The 17,885-nt window shown below is 47.9% G+C and carries 5 protein-coding genes; all 5 read right to left on the reverse strand.

The genetic code is table 11. The features are described 5' to 3' along the window. Positions 1–18: 18 nt before the first annotated feature. Positions 19–10,185 (reverse strand): non-ribosomal peptide synthetase, encoded by a 10,167-nt coding sequence (locus AB432_RS15755; RefSeq protein ID WP_053079585.1) that lies wholly within the window; start codon positions 10,183–10,185, stop codon positions 19–21. A gap of 53 nt (positions 10,186–10,238) precedes the next feature. Continuing rightward, positions 10,239–14,534, reverse strand: coding sequence for a non-ribosomal peptide synthetase (locus tag AB432_RS15760; protein WP_048033086.1), 4,296 nt, complete (start codon positions 14,532–14,534; stop codon positions 10,239–10,241). 127 nt (positions 14,535–14,661) lie between these two features. Then, on the reverse strand, positions 14,662–15,846 hold the full coding sequence (locus AB432_RS15765; protein ID WP_048033087.1) for a DegT/DnrJ/EryC1/StrS family aminotransferase: 1,185 nt from the start codon (positions 15,844–15,846) through the stop codon (positions 14,662–14,664). After that, entirely contained in the window at positions 15,843–16,784 is a 942-nt protein-coding gene (locus AB432_RS15770) for an ROK family protein (RefSeq protein ID WP_048033088.1), read from the reverse strand. The genes AB432_RS15765 and AB432_RS15770 overlap by 4 nt, the downstream gene beginning before the upstream one ends. Further along, complete coding sequence (locus tag AB432_RS15775; RefSeq protein WP_048033089.1) at positions 16,781–17,884, reverse strand: Gfo/Idh/MocA family protein; 1,104 nt, start codon at positions 17,882–17,884, stop codon at positions 16,781–16,783. The genes AB432_RS15770 and AB432_RS15775 overlap by 4 nt, the downstream gene beginning before the upstream one ends. Position 17,885 lies beyond the last annotated feature (1 nt).

The raw sequence follows: 17,885 nt of genomic DNA on the forward strand, positions 1-17,885 counted from the left end.
CGGGACTATGTCCAAAAGCTATGGTTGTACTCGTTGGCTGGTCATGATCTTTTTTAGACAAATACTCGTATCATGAACAATTTGCTGAACCAATTCAATAAATTGAGCAATGAACTCATTAGCCGATTCATCTGGGAGATACGAATCTCGGTATGTCATTTCCAGGTACAAGGTCCGCTGATCTTCTTGTACGACAACAAAGTGGATATCGAATTTGCTTGGAGCGCAAGCATATTCGACAGGGAGCATCTCCAGACCCGCAATTTTCTCAACTTCGTCCTTTTGTGCAAATTGGAACACGACATTGAACAAAGGGTTTGTGCTGATCTCACGCGGGACGTTCAGTTTGTCCACCAGATGATCAAAAGGATAATCTTGATTTTCATATGCTTCTAGCAGTCGCTCCTTCACTTGATTCAAATACTCCAGAAAGTTCAGGCTGCGTCGTACCGAGTTACGAATGGCTAACGTATTGACAAACATTCCTACGATATTCTCCAGTCCATCGTGATGTCTTCCCGAGATTGGAGTTCCAACCACAATATCTTCCTGATCAGACAGCTTGGACAACAGAATAGTAAAGGTCGTCATCAACACCATAAAAAGGGTCGTCTCTGTTGACTGAGCAAGGTTCTGCAAGGCTACAGTTGTGTTATCCTCAAGGGAAAAATAGATCGTACGGGTTTTGGCATCTGCTGTCAAGGATGCTTGGCGACTGACTGGCATTTGTATCGGGTGAACAGGCTCTTTGAATATCTCTAGCCAGTACTTCTCCTGCTTTTGCCATTCTCTCGTATTCATGAGCTGATTTTCCCAGACAGCGTAGTCCTTATATTGAAGCTTGGGGGTATCCAACTGTCTTTTTTCGTAAAGGGCTACTAAGTCTTTTAGTATAATGCCTATTGACATACCATCTGTTATGCTATGGTGCATATCAATGATAAGGATGCACTCTTCTTTATCTATCAGCTTGATTAGCGCTGATCGAAACAGCGGTGATCTATCCAGGCGAAACGGCCTGACAAAATCTTGAATCATTTCTGTTGCTTCTGCCTCGGTCAGTTCATATACGAAAGAGGTAAACGAAACGTCAGAATGCACCTTTTGGAGCAACGCACCGGTTTCCACATCCAATTGAAAGGATGTCCGAAGTGATTCATGTCGCTGGGCAAGTTCCTTCATGGCCTCCCCAACACGCTGAATGTCCAGTCTCCCTTTCATTCTGCGTATGACTGGAACGTTGTAAGTTGTTCCGCTACCTAGTAATTTATTGATCATAAACAGCCGCTTTTGTGCTGAGGATGCTGGGTAGAAAGGACGCTCGGCAACTACTTCCAGTGAAGGCAATGGATTCACAGAGCAAATTTCGATCTGTTTAGCTAGTTCTCGAATGGTAGGATTACGAATCATCAGATTAAGATTCGATTTAACGCCAAAAGCCTTATTTATTTTGTCGATTACATCAAGCGCTTTGAAGGTTTGATCTGTTAACTGAAAGAAATGATCATGAACGCTTACCTTACGGATTCCAATTGTTTCCTGCCACAGAGCGGCTAATTGTTGCTCTGTTTCTCCCCTCGGTTCGTCCTCCTCAGTCAGAACCATGTTATCGGGCCACAATGGCAACGCTTTGCGGTCAATTTTGCCGTTCGGAGTCAGCGGTAGTGACTCTAGCAATATGAGATATTGCGGGACCATATATCCTGGAAGCTCGTCTTGCAGGTAATGATAGAGCTGGTCGGTTGTCAAAGAGCTGACCGGAACTACATATGCTCGGAGTATCGCGTCCCCGTCCACATCCTGTACAGCCGTTACCACTGATTCCTTTACTAGAGGATGATCGACTAGCTTCTTCTCAATCTCTTCAATTTCAATGCGGAATCCACGGATTTTGACTTGGTGATCTACCCTTCCAATGAATACCACGTTGCCATCTGGTATCCGCTTGACTATGTCTCCCGTCTTGTACACGACTCTCTCAGGCAACTCGTTGCTCTGTACAAAACGTTCCTCCGTCAACTCGGGAGCATTGTAATAGCCAAGGCCGACCCCCACACCTCCGATGCACAACTCACCTTCCATACCTTCCGGAACAATCTTCATCTCTTTGTCCACCACATACAATCGGACGTTATCAATTGGTTTGCCGATCGGCAGCTCGACTTCGCCTTGCCAGTCTTCGCTGCGCATGCGGTAATAGGAAGCGATGTCAGTACATTCAGTCGGGCCGTAGGTATTGACGATCTCCGCCTGGCAGTTCTCGCTGCGCACCCATGGACCCATCTTGGTCATGTGGATCGGCTCACCGCCCAGAAATACCCAGCGGAGGCTTTTCAGCTTTTGGTAGCCGTCGTCTGCATTCTCCTCGAGTAACGGGTAAAACGCGCTAGGTGTGCAGTTGATTACAGTAATGCCTTCACGTTCAATAGTCGCCGACATCTGTTCGTAGTCATACAAACCCGGTTCGAAAAGGATTAAGCGTCCACCAGTAATCAACGGCGCGTATAGATTTTTTTGCGCCAGATCAAAGCTGGCTGAAGCAATGAGCAGGACCCGTTCGTTCTCGGTAAACCTAAACTCCCTTGTGTACCAGTGAAGTAAATTGACAAAGGCATGAGACCGGATCATAGCACCTTTGGGATTTCCCGTTGATCCAGAGGTATAAAGTACGTACATCAATCGCTCAGGATCATATGGAAGCAGCATGTTTTCACTTGGAAACTCAGCTATTAGCAGGTCTTCCATCGCAACCATATCTGCATCCGTGTCGGCAATACGGTCTTGAAACGCACGCTGGACGAGCAACAACTTCGCACTCGAATTGCGTAGCAAGTAACGAAGACGCTCCGCTGGATAGCCGGGGTCAACTGGGGTATAGGCAGCTCCGGCTTTTAGGACTCCAAGTAGGCCTGTAATGAGTTCCAGGGAACGCTCGGCCATCACGACAACAACGTCTCCCTCTCCGATTCCCCTGTGATGCAGGGCATGAGCGATGCGGTTGGAAGACGCATGCAGTTGACGGTAAGTGAGGCGTTGTTCACCGAACACGACAGCGATCTCCTCGGGGCGTTGTTCAACCTGGTTCTCCAACATGTATGCGATGCTTAGCTCATATGGATATTCGGTGGTGGTCTGATTCAAGCCATAGACAAGGCGCTCTCGTTCATCTGCTGACAGCATGTCCATATCTTCTAGAAGCTGGTCGACATTACGGACCAGTTGTTCTAGCAGATTGAGGTAATGGTGCAGTAACCTCTCCATCTTGTTTTTGGCAAACAGCTTGACGCAATATTCCAGATTCAACTGGATGCCTCCGTCTTCTCTCTCGATCGCTTCCAGCATGAGGTCAAACTGAGAGACATGGGCGTTGATCGGATGCGTTACCATCCTTACCCCTTCCATACTCGGAAGGTAACTCTCCATGTTTTGTAGGACGAACATGGTATCAAACAACGGATTGCGGCTTAAATCCCGGGAGAACTCTAGTTTCTCGACCAGCTTGTCAAACGGCCATTCCTGGTGTTCATAGGCTTTCAGACAACACTCTCTTACTTCTGTAAGAAAGGCACGGAATGACTTGGCTGGGTGCGGGAAGTTCCGCAGAGCCAGTGTGTTGACGAACATTCCCACTATATTTTCAAATTCAGGCTGTTGCCTTCCCCCGACTGGTGATCCGACAATGATATCGGATTGTCCCGTATACTTGTGCAACAACACTTGATACGCAGCAAGCAAAACCATATACAGGGTGGATCCTGTTTCTTCGGCTACCTGTCCCAGCTTTTTGGCCAGTGAGGCGTCCACGTGGATGCTTACCTTGTCGCCCTCGAAGTTTTGTAACGGTGGCCGCGGGTGATCCAACGGCAGATTCAATACCGGTAGCTCCCCTTGCAACAAGTCTAGCCAATACTGCTCCTGTTCTTGCAAGGTCTCCCGCCTTTTGTTTTGCCAACACGCATAATCCTTGTACTGCATCGGCAATGATTCCAGTACTTCTCCTTCATAAAGGGCGGAAAATTCTTTCAGTAAAATCTGTATAGAAATACCGTCTGCAATAATGTGATGCATGTCCAGAAGAAACAGATGTTCGTTTGCGCCGAGCCGGATGACTTTCACTCGGAACAACGGACCTACACTCAGATCGAATGGACGCACGAACTGCCTGATTAGGTGGTCAGGAACCCCACCGATCACTTCCTCATAGGTGAAGAAGCCTTTCACTTCTTTTAGCACTTTTTGAAAAACCGTATCGCCAATCATCTCAAAACAAGTGCGAAGCGATTCATGCCGACGGCTTAACGAGGTAAATGCTTCGTGACAGCGGTCAGCGTCCAATGGGCCATATACGTGAGCCGCCCATGGCACGTTGTAGGCAGTGCCTACATCCTCAAACTGTTCCAAAACATAGAGCCTTTCTTGCTCCGAGGAAAGCCGATGATATTCTTGCCCTCCTGCTGTAGGAATGGATACGATACTTGTTTTGGGTGTTTGTCGAATGACCTCGGCAAGCTGCTGAACAGTCGGCGATCGAAATAAAGTTTGAATCGGGATGGACACACCAAATGTCTTTTTGATTCGAGAGAGAAGGGCAATGGCTTTTAAGGAGTGTCCTCCCAAACGAAAGAAACTGTCTTGGAGGCTAACCTTGCTAATGCCAAGAACATCCTCCCACAGTGTCGCCAATCGTTGCTCTGTTTCACCGTTGGGATCGTTTTCCTCCGTTCGCTCGATTTGCTGAGTAGGCAAGGGCAGCGCTTTGCGGTCGATTTTGCCGTTCGGAGTCAGTGGCAATGCCTCGAGGATCATTACCAACTGCGGGACCATATACGCTGGCAGTTCCATCTGGAGGTAATTGCAGATTTGGTCGGTGGTCAGGTTAGTGATCGGTACTACATATGCACGGAGCGTCGTGTCTCCGCTTGCATCTTGTACAGCCGTAACCACTGCCTCTTTTACCTGATGGTGATCGAGGAGTTTCTTTTCGATTTCTTCGATCTCAATGCGGAATCCACGTATTTTGACTTGGTGGTCTACCCTTCCTATGAACATTATGTTGCCATCTGGTAATCGCTTGACGATGTCCCCTGTTTTGTACATGACTCTCTCGGGCAACTCGTTGCTCTGTACAAATCGTTCCTCCGTCAACTCGGGAGCATTGTAGTAGCCAAGGCCGACCCCCACACCCCCGATGCACAACTCACCTTCCATACCTTCCGGGACAATCTTCATCTCTTTGTCCACCACATACAGCCGAGTGTTGTTAATTGGCTTGCCGATTGGCAACTCGACTTCACCCTGCCAGTTTTCGTTGCGCATGCGGTAATAGGAAGCGATGTCGGTACATTCGGTCGGGCCGTAGGTATTGACGATTTCCGCCTGGCAGTGCGGGCTGCGCAACCATGGACCCAGATGGGTCATGTGGATCGGTTCTCCGCCCAAAAATACCCACCGCAAGCTTTTCAGCTTTTGGTAGCCGTCGTCTGCATTCTCCTCGAGCAACGGGTAAAACGCGCTAGGTGTGCAGTTGATTACGGTAATGCCCTCACGTTCAATAGTGCTGGACATCTGCTCGTAATCATACAGACCCGGTTCAAAAAGGATTAAGCGTCCGCCAGTAATTAACGGCGCGTATAGATTTTTTTGCGCCAGATCAAAGCTGGCTGAAGCAATGAGCAGGACCCGTTCGTTTTCGGTAAATGTAAACTCTTGGGTGTACCAGTGAAGCAAATTGACAAAGGCATGAGATCGGATCATGGCTCCCTTCGGATTTCCTGTTGATCCAGAGGTATAAAGCACGTACATCAATCGCTCAGGATGATAGGGAAGTGGCAGGTTTTCGCTAGTCAACTCAGCCGCTAGCAGGTCTTCCACCGCAACAACATCTGCATCTGTGTCGGTAATACGGTCTCGAAACGTACGCTGGACGAGTAACAACTTCGCACTCGAATTGCGTAGCAAGTAACGAAGACGCTCCGCTGGATAGCCGGGGTCAACCGGGGTATAGGCAGCTCCAGCTTTTAGGACTCCAAGTAGGCCTGTAATGAGTTCCAGGGAACGCTCGGCCATCACGACAACAACGTCTCCCTCTCCGATTCCCCTGTGATGCAGGGCATGAGCGATGCGGTTGGAGGACGCATGCAGTTGACCGTAAGTGAGACGCTGTTCACCGAACACGACAGCGATCTCCTCGGGGCGTTGTTCGACCTGTTTCTCCAGCATGTGTGCAATGCTTAGCTCATATGGATATTCGGTGGTGGTTTGATTCAAGCCATAAACAAGGCGCTCTCGTTCATCTGCTGACAGCATGTCCATTTCTTCTACACGTTGGTCGACATTATGGACTAGTTGCTCCAGCAGATTGAGGTAATGGCGGAGCAACCTCTCCATCGTATTTTTGGCAAACAGCTTGACGCAAAACTCCAGATTCAAATGAATGGTGTCATTTCCTCTTTCGATTGCTTCCAGCATCAGGTCAAACTGAGAGATATGGGCGTTGATCGGATGAGTTACCATCTTTACCCCTTCCATACTCGGAAGGTAGCTCTTCATGTTTTGCAGCACGAACATGGTGTCAAACAACGGATTGCGGCTTAAATCCCGAGAGAACTGTAATTTCTCGACTAGCTTCTCAAACGGCCATTCCTGATGTTCATAGGCTTTCAGACAACACTCTCGGACTTCTGTAAGAAAGGCACGGAATGACTTGGCTGGGTGCGGGAAGTTCCGCAGAGCCAGTGTGTTGACGAACATACCCACTATGTTTTCAAATTCAGCCTGTTGCCTTCCCCCGATTGGTGAGCCTACGATGATATCGGTTTGTCCCGTATACTTGTGTAACAACACTTGATACGACGCGAGCAAAACCATATACAGGGTGGTTCCCGTTTCCTCGGCTACCTGTCTTAGCTTTTTCACAAGTGGAGCGTCCAGGCGAGCGCTCACTTTGTCGCCCTCGAAACTTTGTAACGGTGGCCGTGGGTGATCAAGGGGGAGATTCAGTACGGGTAGCTCCCCTTGTAGCAAGTCGAGCCAATACTGCTCCTGTTCTTGCAAGGTCTCCCGCCTTTTGTTTTGCCAATTGGCATAATCTTTGTACTGCATCGGCAGTGGGTTCAGAGCTTTCCCTTCATAGAGGGCGGAAAATTCTTTCAGTAAAATCTGTATAGAAATACCGTCTGCAATAATGTGATGCATGTCCAGAAGAAACAGATGTTCGTTTGCGCCGAGCCGGATGACTTTCACTCGGAACAACGGACCTACACTCAGATCGAATGGACGCACGAACTGCCTGATTAGTTGGTCAGGCACCCCACCGATCACTTCTTCATAGGTGAAGAAGCCTTTCACTTCTTTCAGCACTTTTTGAAAAACCGTATCGCCAATCATCTCAAAGCATGTGCGAAGTGATTCATGCCGACGGCTTAACGAGGTAAATGCTTCGTGACAGCGGTCAGCGTCCAATGGACCATATACGTGAGCCGCCCATGGCACGTTGTAGGCAGTACCTACATCCTCAAACTGTTCCAAAACATAAAGCCTTTCTTGCTCCGAGGAAAGCCGATGATATTCTTGGCTTTCAGCAGTAGGAATCGATACGACGTTAGTCTTAGGAGATCGCCGGATGACCTCGGCAAGCTGCTGAACAGTCGGCGATCGAAATAAAGTTTGAATCGGGATGGACACACCAAATGTCTTTTTGATTCGAGAGAGAAGGGCAATCGCCTTTAACGAGTGCCCCCCCAAACGAAAGAAGCTGTCTCGGATGCCTATCTTGCGGATCCCAAGCACTTCCTGCCATAGGGCGACCAATTGTTGCGCTATCTCATCGTTGAGATCAGGTTCCTCTGTTGGCCTCATTTTCTCAGGTGGCAGGGGCAACGCTTTGCGGTCGATTTTGCCGTTTGGAGTCAGCGGTAATGACTCTAGCAATATGAAAAACTGCGGGACCATATACGCTGGCAGTTCCATCTGCAGGTAATCGCGGATTTGGTCGATAGTCAAGCTAACCATCGGCACTACATATGCCCGGAGTGATGTGTCTCCATCTGCATCTTGTACAGCAGTGATTACGGCTTCCTTCACATGTGGATGGTCGAGGAGCTTTTTCTCAATCTCTTCAATTTCTATACGGAATCCACGGATTTTGACTTGGTGGTCCACCCTTCCAATGAACGCAATGTTGCCATCTGGTAACCGCTTGACTACGTCCCCTGTCCTGTACACGACTCTTTCGGGCAACTCGTCGCTCTGTACAAAGCGTTCCTGGGTCAACTCGGGAGCATTGTAATAGCCAAGGCCGACTCCAACGCCTCCGATGCACAGCTCGCCTTCCATACCTTCCGGGACAATCTTCATCTCTTTGTCCACCACATACAGCCGGACATTGTCAATTGGCTTGCCGATCGGCAGTTCGGCTTCGCCTTGCCAGTCTTCGCTGCGCATACGGTAATAGGAGGCAATATCAGTACATTCAGTCGGGCCGTAGGTATTGACGATCTCCGCCTGGCAGTTCTCGCTGCGCAGCCATGGACCCAGCTTGGTCATGTGGATCGGTTCTCCACCCAAAAATATCCACCGCAAGCTTTTCAGTTTTTTGTAGTCGTCGTCCGCATTCTCCTCGAGCAACGGGTAAAACGCGCTAGGTGTGCAGTTGATCACGGTAATGTCCTCGCGTTCAATGGTCGCCGACATCTGCTCGTAATCATACAAACCCGGTTCAAAAAGGATTAAGCGTCCGCCAGTAATCAACGGCGCGTATAGATTTTTTTGCGCCAGATCAAAGCTGGCTGAAGCAATGAGCAGAACCCGATCGTTTTCGGTAAATGTAAACTCTTGGGTATACCAATGGAGCAAATTAACAAATGCATGCGATCGGATCATGGCCCCCTTCGGATTTCCTGTTGATCCAGAGGTATAAAGCACGTACATCAATTGTTCAGGATCATATGGAAGCAACAGGTTTTCACTTGGAAACTCAGCCGCTAGCAGGTCTTCCACCGCAACCACATCTGCATCTGTGTCGGTAATACGGTCTTGAAACGTACGCTGGACGAGTAGCAACTTCGCACTCGAATTGCGTAGCAAGTAACGAAGACGCTCCGCTGGATAGCCGGGGTCAACCGGGGTATAGGCGGCTCTGGCTTTCAGGACTCCAAGTAGGCCTGTAATGAATTCCAGGGAACGCTCGGCCATCACGACAACGACATCTCCCTCTCCGATTCCCCTGTGATGCAGGGCATGAGCGATGCGATTGGAAGAAGCATGCAGTTGACGGTAAGTGAGGCGCTGTTCACCAAACACGACAGCGATCTCCTCGGGACGCTGTTCAATCTGTTTCTCCAGCATGTGTGCAATGCTTTGATCAAATGGATATTCGGTGGTAGTCTGATTCAAGCCATGGACCAGGTGCTCTCGTTCATCTGCTGACAGCATATCCATATCTGCGAGACATTGGTCGGCATCACGGACCAGTTCCTCCAGCAGATTGAAGTAATGGCAAAGCAATCTCTCCATTGTGCTTTTGAAAAAGAGGTTTGTATCATATTGAACTTTGACAAAGATGCCCTCTTTTTCTGCTTCGATTTCTAATGAAAAGTCATACTTTTTCCATTCAATCTCTTCATTTTTTTTCTTTTTGAAGAGAACATCAAAGAGTGGATTTCTGCTCGGATCTTGGTCCAAATCGAGTGTTTTCACTAGTTCTTCGTATGAGAAACGTTTCGGAGCAAGAGCCTGCAAGCACACTTGCTCGATGATGGCTACATACTCACGCCAAGTGATTTCCTGATCCACGTGGCCAGCGATTACAGAGGTGCAAGGTGCTTGGCCACCAGATTGTTGAAACGAATCAGACATCCACCCTACGAAGATTTGGTCTTGGCCAGAATATTTGGAGAGCAGTAGTATGAAAGCAGCCAGAAGCATGATTTCCATGGATACGGCTTCTTTCTCTTCAATAAGCTCCAGCTTTCTCTTTAACTCGAGGCTTGTCTTTTGTGCGACATAACCTTTCTCCATGCTTTTAACGGCTGGGCGAACACAATCTAATGGCATGTTTAATGTTTGTTCACGGTTTGCCAATATGTGTCTCCAATAATCATCCACTTGCCAATCATACAGCCTCTGTTCGACGTCTCCAGGTAGTTGGCCGTTCCTATTGGCAGTTCCAGCAAGCTTCTGAATCATTGAGTTGCTCTCCTTTGACATCAGGATTAGAGGATCATCTTTTTTCCTTCGTATCACCCTTTTTTGGGGGCAATCGATTCAAAGAATGAAGCCATCTCTTTAACGCCAGGATCTCTGAAAATGGAAAAATGATCCCCCTCCATTTCATGTAGATTGACTGGACTATAAAAAAATGCGTTCCATTGCTTTTCTTCTATCGAAGATTCTTTCGCTTTGATCAAATGAGCCTGTGCAAAAACTTTTCGCTGCGGATGATAGTGGACATAGGCATTCTGGAAATCGATGAACAAATTTAAATAGCGGTAAAAGTCTACTTGACTACTCTGTGCATATGCTGGAATTACTTGCAGAATTTCTTTGGGCATCAGGATTTCCAATGCTTCAAACGTAAGGTTGTGCGCTTCCATGTACTGAGCAGTCTTTTTATACAAACCATATAGCGTCGATTCATTCTCCATCTGAGAAATCAGTTCAGGAGCAGACAATACTTGTGTAATTTGCTGTCTGAATGAGTCTACAACCGATGCATCTGGAATTTGGAGATGCTGGTGCAGCAGCGGTGAGGAAGAATCGATGAGAACAAGCATCTCCACCTCATCTCCTGCAGCTTCTAGTTGCCTCGTGATTTCAAATGCCAATAGGCCACCTAGACTCCAACCAGCTAAAAAGTAAGGGCCGTCGTTTTGGATTTTTTTCATTTTTTCCAGGTATTTCTTTGCTAGCACCTCGATGGTGACATCTTGGCTACTTTCGCCATTGCTCATTTCTGCTGGAATGCCATAGCAGGTGAATCTGTCACCAAGGTGGTTTACAAGGTCAAAATAAGCGTCGATACTACCGCTAATGTCGTGAATCAAAAAGAGATTGGGAGCCTCCGTCGATCGTTTGTTGATTAAAACGAGGCCATGATCGCCATTAGCCGAGGCAGGCAAAGATTCCAATTGAATGTAAGAAGCGATTTCTGCGATTGTTGGATGGGTGTAAACATGACTAACAGGAATGTCCACGTTCATCTCTTGGCGAATTTGGCTTGCAATCAAGATGATTTTCAGCGAATTAGCCCCAACTGAGAACAGATTTGTTCGAATGCCAAGCTGATCGATACGCAATACCTTTTGACATATGTTTGTCAGCTTTATTTCTACGTCGCTAGTGGGCAGCCCATCTGTTGCTTGATCCACTTCAACAACGGGGGCAGGCAACCGTTTTCTGTTTACTTTTCCACTGGAGTTTAGGGGAATCTCCTCTATCGCCATAATCGCATCCGGTACCATGAAGCGTGGCAGTCGACTGGTTAGATAGCTCTTCAGCACTTCGGAGTCCAACATGTCAGAAGACACATAATAAAGGCACAGCAGCTTCTCTTCTGCTTGGCTTATCGATATCGCCGCAACGGCTGCCTCAATCTCTGGCAATTCGAGTAACACATTTTCAATTTCGCCCAATTCAATCCGCACGCCTCTGATTTTGACCTGCTCATCCTTTCGGCCCAAATACTCGATAGCTCCGTCCGGCATCCAGCGAACCAAATCTCCGCTTCGATACATTCTGTTACCTGGATACCACGGATCGTTGATAAATTTTTGCGCAGTGATCTCAGGTTGATTCAAATAACCTCTTCCCACTCCAACCCCTGAAATCATCAGCTCACCTGGAATGCCCATCGGCTGGAGGGTGTCTTCCTTGTCCACAATATACAGACGGATATTGTCAATGGGTTTTCCGATCGGAATGATCGTTCGCGGTGGTTGTGTCCCATAGCCTTCGGAACAATCAAACCAAGAGACTTCAACGGTGGTTTCTGTCGGACCGTATAGATTGATGAGCCTTGTTCCGCTCCGCTCATGAATGATTCGATTAAATGTGTTGACTGCACTTGGGAGTAGGGCTTCTCCGCTCGCAAACATGAATCGAAGACTGGACAGTCGCTCTGACTCCCGCTCCATGCGAGGCTCTACGTAGGAAAGAAAGCTGCTCAACATAGACGGAACAAAGTGCAACAGCGTGATTCGCTCACGAGCAATCGTTGCGAGAATGGCTTCGGGATCTTTCTCCTTGCCCGGCTCCAGAAAGCAAACACTCGCCCCTTGAAAATACCATCCAAAGAGTTCCCATACGGAAACATCGAAGGTAAAAGGTGTCTTCTGCAAAAAGCAGTCATCTTCTGTAATGAGAAACTGCTTATGCATCCAGTCTAGTCTGTTAATTACTGAGCGGTGCTCAATCATGACTCCTTTTGGATTGCCGGTGGAACCAGATGTATACATAATATAAGCTAGATCAGTTGGACTGCTTCTCGGTACAAGATTGGAATCATCACCTACATACAATGCAGGGTTCTGAACATTTACGTACATCTTCTCTTTTGGGTAGCTGCTTTCCAAAGTGTCTTGATTGACAAGCACAACCTTGGCCTGGCTGTCCTCTAGCATAAACTGCACGCGATCATGCGGATAGTCCGGGCTAATCGGCAGGTACGCACCACCTGCTTTCAAAATCCCCAGAAGAGCTACCATCATGTCAACAGACCTCTCCAGCATTACGCCTACCGTTACACCGGGGCCAACGCCCCTTTCCACAAGCACTCTCGCTAGTTGGTTGGTTTTCCTGTTCAGTTCCCGATACGTAAGCGATTCATCGGCACAAACAACCGCAATATTGTCTGCGTATGTTTGGACCTTATGTTCGAAGATCGCTTGCAGTGTTTGTTCGGTGGAAAAATCGGAAATCTTCCTGTTGAAGTGATGCAAAATTTTGTCTTTCTCGTCCTCTGTCAACAGGCTAAACTCCCCTATTCTGCGTTCAGGTTCCGACAGGATTGCTTGAAGCAGACCGATGAAGTGTTCGCCCATTCGCTGCATTGTGCTTGGATCAAACAATTCCATGTTGTATTCCATGTTTAAGCAGATTCTTCCGGAATCGAGAAAGTAAACTCCGCAGGCAATATCTTGCCTGTTTCCACTCTGCAACGTATCTCCCTCCCCTCCAATGATGGATTCCGTGACCGAGTCCATTTCGGTATGGATGTTCATCGAGACACGGTACAAGGGATGATCCGTCTTGGAGAGAAGATGCTGTCGGCAAATGATTTCTTCCATTTCATCGATGTCGCATTCCTGATGTTCAAGGGCGCTGATCCAGATTTTCTTCACCTGCTGTAAATATTCAGGCAGTGTTTGTTCCGACGTAATTTGGAAGCGAATCGGAACAGTTCGAATAAACACACCGATACTGTTCTCGAGTCCGCTGTATCTGCGCGACGATAGAATGCCCATGGTGATGTCACTTTGAGCGGTGTATTTGGAAAGAAGGAGCCCATAGATTGCTGTCAACAAAATACTTGGCGTGACTTGATACTGTTTGGCGACGTTCTGAATAGCCTTTGCAGTCGATTCATCTAGGAAGAAGTTTTTGTTTCCATAGGTAGCTATCAGACCATTGCTACGGGGACGGTCTAGCGGGAGATTCAAAACTGGCAGATCGTCGGCAAACATATCCAGCCAGAAAGCTTTCTTTTCTTCGTAGGCTTCCGTGTGCTCGAGTTCGGTTTGCCATACGCAGTAATCGGCATATTGCAGATGGAGCTGAGGCAACAACCTTCCTTGGCTGATGCAATCCAACTCGTGATACACCAGTTTCAGGGAAAACGCATCAAAAATAATATGATGAAAATGAAGAATCAATAAACTCCCTTCTCCGGGCAGACGAACAAGACCAACGCGAAAGAGTGGAAGCTGGTCAAGTGTGTAAGGCTGATTGATTTCTGCCACGCACTTTTGAATAAACTCCTCCTGCAACTCTTTTTCCCCAGGAGCCTCCCAGTAGAAAAGGCGAAACGTATCCGATTCTGATTCATCGTGAACAAACTGAACGATGGCATCATCCTTGATCCCAACCGTGGTGCGCAGCAATTTATGCCGTTTGATTATGTATTGAAAAGCCCTCTCAAGCACATAAGGATCAATTTCATACGCTACTTTTCGAAAATCGAGAACGGCATTCTCAAGTCCGTCGAAGTAAGCTAAGTACATCTTTTTTTGTATCCAGGAAACAGGGTAATAGGGTCTGTCCGGGGCAGGTTTTATTAAGGCAAACTTGTTTTCCTGTGAGGTGCGGATATATTCAGCCAGCTCCTTGATCGTAAGGTAGCTAAAGATATTTTCCAAAGAGATTTCGATATCAAATTCGACACCAATTCGGACCTCAAGCTCCAACGCTTTTAGTGAGTGTCCACCCACTTCGAAAAAATTGTCCTGAATGCCTACGTTATTTAGTTGGAGAACATCTATCCAAATCGCTTTTAGTTTTTCTTCGACATCGTCAAGCTTTGTCTGGGTGGTTCCGTTCATCGTCCGCATTTCCTCCTTTTGGAGCTGGATAAAGAAGGAACGGGTCCGGAGTCATTAGCTCCGGCACCCGTTCTCCCAACACATCAGCTATCGTCAATCCATCAGGCACAGCATGCAAATGCAACTGCTATGATATCTTTGCTTCTGCGCCGGCTTGCAGTTCCTTAACAGTTTGGGCGATACCTTTTACTGCTTCTGCATCACCCAACAGTGCGCGATGATGAATCCAGATCACTTCTTCCGCTACTTTTTTAGAAACAGGGCAGTTCAACTGATTAGGGAAAGTATAGGTATCCCCCAGACTGGCGACGAATTCTTTGAAGATTGGCGTATCGTGAATCTGTGTATATGCAATAAAGGCTGGAATGCCTTGCTCGTTCAGCATTTCAACAAACCGCTCTCTCTGGATCCCGCCGAATTTTAGAGGATTGTAGTAGAACATGTACATGTAGTGGGTATGGATCGTGCACTCTTCTTGACGGCTTTGCGGAATGATTCCTTCGATCTTTTTCATTTCCTCATCAAGAATGTGAGCATTGCGCTCGCGAAGCTCGTTTTGTTCAGTGAGACGGGAGGTTTGCGGCAACAAGACAGCTGCTTGGAACTCTGAAAGCCGATAATTGGAGCCTTCGACAAGGTGTTGATATTTCTTATCTCCAAAAGGTCGGCCGACATTGTGATATAGAAAAGCCTGTTCATACAGATCCTGTGATTTGGTGGTCAGCGCGCCGCCTTCCCCTGCCGTCATCAATTTAAACTGCTGGAAACTGAAAACCCCAGCATCTCCTATGCTACCTGCTCGTTTCCCCTTCCATTCTCCACCGTGTGCATGGCAAGCGTCTTCGATAATAAACAGGTGAAACTCATCAGCAATCTGCTGGAGTAGGTCCATATCGCACATATGTCCTGCCATATGCACCGGAATCATCCCTACTGTACGACTAGTCACAGCTTCCCGAACTTTTACGGGATCGAGGCAGAAAGTACCGGGATCGACGTCCACAGGGACAGGAATCGCCCCAAGGCTCATTACAGGCAATGCGGTCGAGATAAAGGTAAAGGCGGGAACAATCACTTCATCCCCCGGTTTTACTCCCAAGCTCGACATAACCAGCTGAATCGCGTGTGTACCGTTTGTAACGGCCAAAGCATGCTTCGTTTGATGCATCTCGGCGAACACTCGTTCAAATTCTTTTACTTTAGTGCCAGACATGCGCCACCACTGATGACTGCGTAAGGCTTCCAACAATTCTTTTTCTTCGCTTTCATTCGCCATCGGCCAGCTTGGGAATCTTTCTGTCAGGTTACTCATTTGCGAACACCTTCCAATTCTTTGATTTTTCCTAACATTTGCAAACCGTAAGCAATACCGCCCCAAAGCGCCGCATCCTCTCCCAGGGCGGAAAGTTTTACGCTGACATTCCGTTGCGGCAGAGTCCCCAGGAAATCTTGAATGTGTTTCTCAAGGGATCGATACTGGTCAGGGAATCTGCTCACCATGCCGCCCCCCACGACCACCACTTCGGGGTCAAAGAGACGTATAGCGTTTGCAATACCAATAGCCAGCATTCGAAGGGAATCAGTTACAATCCACTGGGCAGTTTCATTTCCTTGAGAGGCTAAATGAAACACTTCGCTCGCTCTCGTAATAGACAGTCCTTTGGATTGAGCTATTCGTTCCATCGCCCTGCCAGATGCGTACATTTGCAAGCAACCGATACCTCCGCAAGGACAGCGCTCTCCCCAAGGATCAACCGTTATATGGCCCAACTCGCCGCTTGCTCCTCTTGCTCCCGTATACAAATTTCCCTGTAAGACCAGCGAGCTGCCGATCCCGGTGCCAACTACGACATACAGAAGTTGTTGAACCGAGTGATCGAGTCCAAATGCGTATTCTCCCAAGGCTCCAAGATTGGCATCATCAAACAGCACGATAGGCTTGCCCACCAAGGCTGCGAACGTATCACGAAAAGCAAAGCCATTCCATTCGGGACGATTCGGCCAGGTAACAATCGTTCCTGAGGCATCATGCAACGCAGCGAGTCCAGCTACAATCCCGCGGATTTCTCTTTCCGCCAGCTCTTCCCAATTGCTGATGACACCAGCCATTTGCGAAATCGCTTGACACGGACCCATGTCCTTCTCCAAATCGATCCTCATGGATTCCATCATCGTTGCACTCTCGAGATCAACGAGAGCCATCCTTACTGTGGAGCCTCCAAGATCAATCGTAACGAGGCATTCTCTCATGTGACAACAAGTCCTTTACGAGCAGATTGATAGAGAAGCTGGATCAGCTGAACGACTTTTTCCCCGTCCCTTACCGAGATGCCTGATTGACTTTTTTCTCTGATACACGCCACAAGATGATCAGCCTGGCGCTTAAAAGCAAGGAGCGGATCTGGTTTCGTAGGGAAAGGTATATACTGCGCTTCTTGACCAGCTTGAGTGAACAACAGATGGGGCTGCTTGTACAATCCCTGATCGCTAAAGCCGAACAGGGTGCGTAACGTCAGGCTTCCGCGCTCGCCTTTCAGATGAATCTCCACAAAATCCCCGTCCACATCATCTTGCCAACTTACATGAAGCTTGCCGAGCACGCCGTTGGCAAACTGAATCATGCCTACTGCAGTATCTTCCACCTCAACCCTTTCTGATTCAAAGCTGCCCAGCCAATTGCTATACCCCTCCTGAGTGGAAACAGGGCGAGAATAAATACTGGCCAGGCAAGCAACTGGCTCATCGGCTTCTGTCAAATAAAGCAACTGGTCAATCATATGGCTGCCCAGATCAATGAGGACTCCGCCTCCGGAAAGTTGTTTTTGGGTAAACCAGCTACCCGGACGGGGTATTCCTTTCTTTCGACGCCAACTGACTTCACAGATTTGAATCTTGCCGATCTGTCCAGACCGGATTCTTGACCGCAACTCCTGAATATCATCACGGTAACGATTCACGAACCCCATCAACAAAACAGTTCCGGTTCCTTGGGCAATGTGGCGCAGAGCTACAGCGTCTTCTGCTGTCGTCGTCATCGGCTTTTCACATAAGACATGGATTCCTCTATCCAAGAAAAATTTCGTCAATTCGAAATGAGTATGATTGGGGGTACATAAAATCACCGCATCCAAAGGAACTTGTCCGATCTCACTAAGACTGGAATACGCGATTGCGCCTGTTTGTTTCGCCAAACGGCCAGCGCGAGTTGCATCTGTATCGTAAATCGCTTGAACTGACACGTTATCCATCGACATAAAGCTGGGGAGATGTGCGTATTCTGCGATCCAACCCGCTCCAATAATCCCTATGGAAATCTGACTCTTTTGGGCCAAAGCATTCATCCTTTTCATT

This window comes from Brevibacillus brevis (assembly GCF_001039275.2).
Lineage (GTDB): Bacteria > Bacillota > Bacilli > Brevibacillales > Brevibacillaceae > Brevibacillus > Brevibacillus brevis_C.

Coding starts and splice junctions, on each gene's coding strand:
- AB432_RS15755 (WP_053079585.1), bottom strand. CDS start 10,185: ATGATTCAGAAGCTTGCTGGAACTGCCAATAGGAACGGCCAACTACCT.
- AB432_RS15760 (WP_048033086.1), bottom strand. CDS start 14,534: ATGAACGGAACCACCCAGACAAAGCTTGACGATGTCGAAGAAAAACTA.
- AB432_RS15765 (WP_048033087.1), bottom strand. CDS start 15,846: ATGAGTAACCTGACAGAAAGATTCCCAAGCTGGCCGATGGCGAATGAA.
- AB432_RS15770 (WP_048033088.1), bottom strand. CDS start 16,784: ATGAGAGAATGCCTCGTTACGATTGATCTTGGAGGCTCCACAGTAAGG.
- AB432_RS15775 (WP_048033089.1), bottom strand. CDS start 17,884: ATGAAAAGGATGAATGCTTTGGCCCAAAAGAGTCAGATTTCCATAGGG.